This is a genomic window from Acinetobacter sp. Colony158 (assembly GCF_019264745.1).
GTDB classification, from domain to species: domain Bacteria; phylum Pseudomonadota; class Gammaproteobacteria; order Pseudomonadales; family Moraxellaceae; genus Acinetobacter; species Acinetobacter ursingii.
In genome coordinates this window covers 523,974-531,208 of sequence record NZ_CP078523.1, presented here as the reverse complement: position 1 = coordinate 531,208, position 7,235 = coordinate 523,974, and the positions used below count along the sequence as shown (strand labels likewise).

The following is a 7,235-nucleotide window of genomic DNA, read 5'->3' as shown; positions in this document are numbered from 1 at the left end:
GGAATTTGTTGAATTTAAATTTTTATTAAGATAAGATATTTGAGTTTAAAATGAAAATTATAATAATTTATTTTAAGTTATACATGAAGCAAGAATGCTCCATGTATAACTCAAGCAATTCATTGAATCATGATTTCCATCTTTGATGGATGATCTGGATGTTCATCATGACGACTATTTACTTGAGATGCATCAATACCATTAATAATGACAGTCATACAAGAATTGAAATACGCTGTTTTAAAGTCTCACAGTATCGCTTGTTCCTAATTCTTGCTTTTCTCCTGAAATCGCAGCTTTAGTTAATTTATATAAAGTTGCAATCGTTCCTGCACTTTCCCAATACTGAGCTCCATGCGCATTTACCTGAATTAATTGTACGTCGGGATCCTGTTTCCCATTTTCAAAGAAAGCCTCATAAGCAGGAGACCAGAGTTCATCTAAAATGCTTTGATCATCAACAAGGTTTGCTGTGCCATAAATAGAAACATAATGGTTTGAAGAGGTCACATAGGCAAGGTTTACTTGAGAATCTGTCTGAATGCTTTGACATAATTCAGATTTCTTAGAACCAATGAACCATACTTGACCGTTAAATTCGCGATTTTGGGTGGTCATAGGTGCCGCGTGTAAATGTCCTTCAGTATTGCTAAAGGTGAAGATGACCGTTCTTATATTTTTAATGAGATCATTAATTTTTTGGTAGTCCGTCATTTAAAAATTCTCTTTATCAAATAAGTGAGTGGTTAGCATGCCTATATTGGGGGTCGTATAAAAACATCACTCTTGTTTCAAATGTTTAGTTTTTATGATCAGACTACATGGATCACGTAAGTTAAGTAGGATTGTGTATCTAGTTCTTAAGAAAAATACACTTTAACATATTGATTTATTTTTTGAGTTTATAGACTTTATGACATATTTAAATCTTTTCACCTTTGTAACATAATGAAAATAAAAAAATTATTCGGCTTTTTTTTTAATAAGAGATTTATTCAGTCTATGTAACAAATCATGAGTTTGTATCATTCAAATCAACTTAAGTAAATCCTAAGCGGATTGTTGAGGTGTTTAAGTAATTTTGCTTTATTTTTGATCGTTTTTAATTCAATCTAATTAAAAGCTTTCCTATTATAACGATGAACACATGAACATAAATATTCAAAATGGAAATAGCATATTAGCCCCTTCACATTATGATGGCTGTGAGGAAGTGGTAAATGATATTTTTTCTCAAAATAAATCAATGGCTTTATTTTTAGATATTGATGGAACTTTAGCAGAGTTTCAAATTGATCCATCAAGTTGTTTTATTTCAAAAGACATACTGGATTTAATCCAACATATTCAACAGCATCTTACTGTAGCTGCCGTCACAGGGCGAGATTTGTCATCTGCCAAGAACATGTTTGGAGCAATCGATCTACCTATTGCAGCCTTGCATGGTTTGTTGATTTATCTCAATGATCAAAATCAATTTTCTAAGCATTCTCAAAGTGAATTGTTTCAAGCGCTTGAGACTATTTTAAATAAGGATATTCAACGTTATCCAGAATTAATTATTGAAAATAAACAACATGCGATTGCGCTACATTATCGAAAATGCCCTGAACTGCAACAGATTGCTAGTCTGATCATGCAGCGACTACAACATCAACATGACCAACTCCGATTGATCAAAGGCAAATATGTCTATGAATTAGTTTGGAATGATATTGATAAAGGTCAAGCCATCGCAGAAATCTCACACTTACTCAATCTGCAAAATCATTTAGCTATTTTCATTGGCGATGATCGAACCGATGAAGATGGTTTTAGCTACGTCAATCAAATGAAAGGCGTAACCATCAAGGTGGGGGAGGGTGCAACAAATGCGACATATCGATTTAAAAATATTGATCAGGTCAATTTCTTTTTAAGGTTTTTTTTAGAACGACTGCGTGATACCGCCATTCCTAAACATTTAGAAAAATATGGAGAAGAACATGTCTAGACTTATTATATTATCGAATCGTGTCAGTTTACCTCAATCTGAAAAATGTGTAGCAGGCGGCTTAGCCGTTGCTATGCAGGATGCTTTGAGTAAAGTCGGCGGTATCTGGGTAGGCTGGAATGGCGAGAAAGTTGAACAACAGACCAATCAACGCTTTGATATTTTATACAAATCAAAAATTACCTATATCACCTGTCCGCTAACCCAGAAACAATATCAGGGTTATTACTGTGGTTTTGCCAATAATAGCTTATGGCCAATGATGCATGATCGTGCTGATCTGATTGATTATCAATCTGATGAGTATCAAACCTATCAACAAGTGAATGCTTTATTTGCAAAAAAAATAAGTGAATTTGCTGCGCCAGATGACTTGATTTGGGTGCAAGACTATCATTTCTTAAGTGTTGCACGTCATTGTCGTGAATTGGGCATGCAAAATAAAATCGGTTTCTTTTTACATATTCCATTTCCAGCGCTTGAACTGTGGAAAAAGTTACCCGTTGCCAATACGCTACTTCAGGATATATGCCATTATAATTTAGTTGGATTACAGACCCAGCAAGATCAAAAGAATTGTCTACAGGTATGTACGCAATTATTGCAAGCACAAAAAATTCAGAAAAATAGTTTAAGTCTGAATCAGCGCTTGGTTTCGATTCAACATTATCCGATTGGGGTCGATGTTAAAGGGATCCAAAAATCGGTTGCAGATTTAGCAAATGCTCGCTCAGAGTCACAGACTAAACACTCGGCGATGAAAACCATTATTGGAGTAGATCGTATTGACTACTCTAAAGGCTTATTCGAGAGGTTTAATAGTTTTGCTCATTACTTAGAGCAACATCCCGAACGGCGCGGGCAGATTCAACATTTACAAATCGCATGTCCTTGTCGCCTTGATGTCGCCACCTATAAACGTCTATTTGAACGATTTAAATTAAAAATGGATATTATCAACAACGAATTTAAGCGAGAGGACTGGTATCCGATTGTATGTAGTTATGAATCAAAAGCACATAATCAACTGATGCAGTTTTATCGTGATGCAGATATCTGCTGGATTAGTTCACTTAAAGATGGGATGAATTTGGTYGCAAAAGAATATATTGCTGCACAAGATCCACAAAATCCCGGCGTGTTGATTTTATCAAAATTTGCTGGAGCGGCAGAACAAATGACCGATGCTCTGGTTGTTGACCCAACAGACCGTGAAGCCATGTCGACCGCACTGGAAACAGCACTCAATATGCCATTGGCAGAACGAAAAAGTCGCTACCAGAAACTAATTCATGGACTCAGCATTTATGATATTAATGATTGGTGTCAAGATTTTCTAAATGACCTTGAATGTACTCAATACTTACACAATTTTGAGTATGAAAATATTCTTTCTTCGGTTTTGTTTTATCCTGACGCATCATCGTCATACCGGATCTAAACCATAAACAATATCAACATTTGAACTGACATTCATCACAATGCTTAGAGTAAAAATAAAGTCTTTGTGGTAATAACCAAAGACTTTATTATTGATACAAACTATTTTTGAGCCTTGATTTGACTAAAGTGATTCAGTGCCAAAATTGAAAGAATTAAACCAGCCAGACATGCAAAGACTAATTGAAGACCTATATATTCTCCAATAATGCCAATCAGGGCAGGTCCAGTTAATGATCCTGTATAGGCAATGGTCGATACACATGATAAAGCAGCCGCTTTTTGCATGCTATTTTGTCGTCCAACGCGTGAAAACATCACAGGTACAATATTGGCCGAACCTAAGCCGAGTAAAGCATAGCCGATCAGAACAAATAGCCATTGCGGTGCCAGTATGATACTCATCAATCCAACAAATGCGCAAATCACACTATACTGAATCAGCTTGGATTCACCCAATAACTGAAGTGCTTGTTGACCCATTAAACGACCCGCAGTCATGGCGATAGCAAAACAGGTATAACCCAGTCCTGCATAAGCAGCATTCAGACCAAAATTATGCGTCAGATAAATGCCACTCCAGTCCATTGCTGAACCTTCAGATAAAAAGCTAATAAAGCAAATCACCCCGATAATCAGGATTAAAAGGCTCGGGCGCTTTTTTGTGTTGCTGACTGATAAATCTTCGTGAGACTTTTCATTGAGTTGAGTCTCTTTGGGCATAACTGCTAATGCATAAGGAACACTTACGAAGCTCATTGCGACCAGAACCAGACCAATCATAAAAACACTGATCACAGGTGAAACGCCGATTGCCAATAAAACTGTCATGCTCATGACGCCAAGCAAGCCGCCTAAACTGCACATGCCATGAAAACCTGACATCATGGGTTTATCCGAATTCTTTTCTACAAAAACCGCTTGGAAATTGACCGTCACACCCAAGCTACCTGCCGCAGTTCCGAAAAAGAATAAAATTACCGCCATACTCAGCGCGGTACTACCCAGTGCTAAAGCAGGTAATGATAGTAAGAGCATCAGCAGGGCAGCACTGATCAGCACTTTACAGCCTATACGATAAATTAATAGGCCAGTGATGGGCATGGCCAAAATCGCGCCTAAACCACTACATAGCAGTAATAGACCAAAGTCTGCGTGATTTAAATGCAAACGCTGTTGTGCAAATGGAATCAAAGGAGCCCAAGCTGCTGTTGCAAAACCGAGTGAAAAGAAAGCAAGACGTGTTGAAAGACGTTGAGCTACAAGTTGAGTTTGAGCATCAGCGCGCGCTGCTCTGGAAAAAAAGATCATGCTAAAGCCGCCAATCTAAGACCCGATATTATCCCTTCCAGATAAGCCATCCATGTAAAAACCCTCACTTAAGTCATAGAAAATTTCTACAACCAAGCGAGGGTTTATTTGGCGAAATTATACACAATTTTATATAAATAGCATTAGTTTTTTAAAAATTAATATTTATAAAAATCAGTAATTTAAATTTTATTTTGTTAAGTTTTTGAAAATATTTAAGAAACTTTTTTGAGTCATCCTGAAATCAACAAAATGATCTTAAAATCCTTTTGGTTGCTTATGTGAAAAGTGACTTTAAATCAAATAGATAAAAAATTAAACAGCTTGTGTATAGACTTGAGCAGAGCATTGCATAATACAGTATCGAGAGCGGACTCAAACTGGGGAGTTAGATTCGTGCTAAAACCCAGTCAATGAAACGCTGCTTATCATTATAATCGGGTGCATCGTGAATCGAGACGATCAGAGGAAAACCAAAGTTTCCAATAATTCGATGTGGTTTTTCATATTCAAACGCAACATCATTTTCTTCATGTATTTCTCTAAAAAAATCGATAATTTTTTCACATTGGGCTTTTTTAGAAAAATTTGGTCGTTCTTTTATAAAATCATAAATTTGATTTAGAACCTCATCTGTATTTCTATTGCGAAACATAGTCTATCTCCCAGCATGATATTTTCTCATGTTTATGTGTGATAAAACATTGAGATGAACAACGATAACAAGAAGTTTAAAATGAATAAGCTGAAAAAAAAATAAGATATTTCTTACAGCAAATGTAGGAAAACTCTTACATTTGATTAAAAAATAGTCACATCCAATGATGCTTAAAATTTTTAGAAATAGTTTAATTTAGCGCTAGATGCTTAAGCCTCTTTTAGACCACTTAAATAAGTAGCCACTATCATCTAGGTCATGCTGCCAAAGGATAAGATGGCATTGACCGTTTTATTTCATAATTTTATCTAGCCGTTATTTAGATCAGTGCAGATAGGGAGATGAGTTGAGTCCTAATCTTTGCGCAATCAAAATAATCAAAGAAAGCCGAATAGACTTTAGCTATAACTCGGACTTTATTTTTATTTAAATGTTATTGTATTTATTAGATATTTCATTAAAAGATCAGTTCTTAGATCATCTCGATAAGATTGAAGGAAGCATCTTTAATATCTATAGAGATGCTTCCAAGCTTTAAAATGGTCTACAAATTGCCTAGATAATTAAACCCCGATCACGACGCGCCAGTAAAATTCGTTCACAGGCAACGATATACGCGGCTGTTCGAAGTGAACAATTGGCATGTTGTGCACGATCCCAGACATCATGAATGGCTTTACGCATAATTACGTCCATACGATGATTAATTTCATCTTCCGTCCAGAAGTAACTGGCTAAATCCTGAACCCATTCAAAATAACTGACGGTCACACCACCCGCATTACAAATGACATCTGGAACAATCACAATGCCACGTTCATTTAATACATCATCTGCGGCTGGATCGGTGGGGCCATTGGCGCCTTCCAGAATCAGCTTGGTTTGAAGTTTCTGTGCGATTTCTTTGCTAATGACACCTTCGAGTGCAGCAGGAATAAAGATATCGGCTTCAATATTCCAGAGTTCATTTTTGTCGATATCATGAACCATATCAAAGCCTTTAATGGCACCTTGTTGTCTCTGATAAGCCAATAAGTCTGGAATGTTAATGCCTTCAGGATGATATAGTGTTGCGGTGTGATCTTGTACCGCAATCACTTTGGCACCAGACTCATGGAATAGTAAGGCTGCTTCAGCGCCAACATTACCAAAGCCTTGTACGCAGACCGTTGCATGCGCAATGTCTAAACCAATTTTTTGTGCGGCTTCCAGTCCTGTGACAAATACACCACGCCCAGTGGCTTTGGAACGACCAAGTGAACCACCCAAATGTACTGGTTTACCTGTCACCACCCCAGTCACAGTAGAACCTGCATTCATGGAATAAGTATCCATCATCCATGCCATCACTTGGGGTGTCGTACCCACATCTGGTGCAGGAATATCTTTTTGCGGTCCAATAATCAAATTGATTTCCGTAGTATAGCGACGGGTTAAACGCTCCAGCTCGTTTTTAGACAACGTCGTCGGATCAACCCGAACGCCACCTTTAGCACCGCCAAAGGGTAAATTTAACGCTGCACATTTAATAGTCATCCAGCCTGCCAGTGCCATCACTTCGTTCAGATTCACATCAGGATGAAAACGGACCCCGCCTTTACCCGGACCACGAGTAATACTGTGTTGAACACGGAAACCTTCAAAATGACGAACCGTGCCATCATCCATTTTGACTGGAATATTCACGATCAATGAACGCTTTGGACGACGTAAATGATCCAGATTTTCTTTGAGATCGCCCAGATATGGCTCTACACGATCCAGTTGTTCCAGAAAGTTGAGCCAAGCTTGACCTTCGTTTTCATCGACATAAGATAAATTTTGCATGGGGAT

Annotated in this window: 6 protein-coding genes; 2 read left to right on the top strand and 4 right to left on the bottom strand. The window is 37.4% G+C overall.

Going from position 1 to position 7,235, the window contains the following annotated elements; genetic code table 11:
* Positions 1-240: 240 nt before the first annotated feature.
* A complete protein-coding gene (locus JR005_RS01805) occupies positions 241-714 on the bottom strand; it encodes a pyridoxamine 5'-phosphate oxidase family protein (RefSeq protein ID WP_218665487.1) in 474 nt (157 codons plus the stop codon).
* A gap of 433 nt (positions 715-1,147) precedes the next feature.
* Here JR005_RS01805 and otsB point away from each other — a divergent pair, with 433 nt between their 5' ends.
* Together otsB and JR005_RS01795 are read left to right on the top strand one after the other, a co-directional pair.
* The gene (gene otsB, locus JR005_RS01800) at positions 1,148-1,993 is read left to right on the top strand and encodes a trehalose-phosphatase (protein ID WP_218665486.1); all 846 of its coding nucleotides are present in this window, start codon (positions 1,148-1,150) and stop codon (positions 1,991-1,993) included.
* Entirely contained in the window at positions 1,986-3,434 is a 1,449-nt protein-coding gene (locus JR005_RS01795; RefSeq protein WP_151721544.1) for a trehalose-6-phosphate synthase, read from the top strand. Before otsB ends, JR005_RS01795 begins: the two co-directional genes overlap by 8 nt.
* A gap of 101 nt (positions 3,435-3,535) precedes the next feature.
* Here JR005_RS01795 and JR005_RS01790 read toward each other — a convergent pair whose 3' ends face one another.
* The 3 genes from JR005_RS01790 to JR005_RS01780 form a co-directional block, all read right to left on the bottom strand.
* Positions 3,536-4,744 (bottom strand): MFS transporter, encoded by a 1,209-nt coding sequence (locus JR005_RS01790; protein ID WP_218665485.1) that lies wholly within the window; start codon positions 4,742-4,744, stop codon positions 3,536-3,538.
* A gap of 388 nt (positions 4,745-5,132) precedes the next feature.
* Positions 5,133-5,399 (bottom strand): hypothetical protein, encoded by a 267-nt coding sequence (locus tag JR005_RS01785; RefSeq protein WP_004990919.1) that lies wholly within the window; start codon positions 5,397-5,399, stop codon positions 5,133-5,135.
* Between the two features lie 558 nt (positions 5,400-5,957).
* Complete coding sequence (locus JR005_RS01780) at positions 5,958-7,229, bottom strand: Glu/Leu/Phe/Val family dehydrogenase (RefSeq protein ID WP_004996026.1); 1,272 nt, start codon at positions 7,227-7,229, stop codon at positions 5,958-5,960.
* Between the last annotated feature and the right edge of the window lie 6 nt (positions 7,230-7,235).

Excerpts from the sequence above, each read along its gene's own strand:
- JR005_RS01790 (WP_218665485.1), bottom strand. The coding sequence starts at position 4,744 with ATGATCTTTTTTTCCAGAGCAGCGCGCGCTGATGCTCAAACTCAACTT.
- JR005_RS01785 (WP_004990919.1), bottom strand. The coding sequence starts at position 5,399 with ATGTTTCGCAATAGAAATACAGATGAGGTTCTAAATCAAATTTATGAT.
- otsB (WP_218665486.1), top strand. The coding sequence starts at position 1,148 with ATGAACATAAATATTCAAAATGGAAATAGCATATTAGCCCCTTCACAT.
- JR005_RS01805 (WP_218665487.1), bottom strand. The coding sequence starts at position 714 with ATGACGGACTACCAAAAAATTAATGATCTCATTAAAAATATAAGAACG.
- JR005_RS01780 (WP_004996026.1), bottom strand. The coding sequence starts at position 7,229 with ATGCAAAATTTATCTTATGTCGATGAAAACGAAGGTCAAGCTTGGCTC.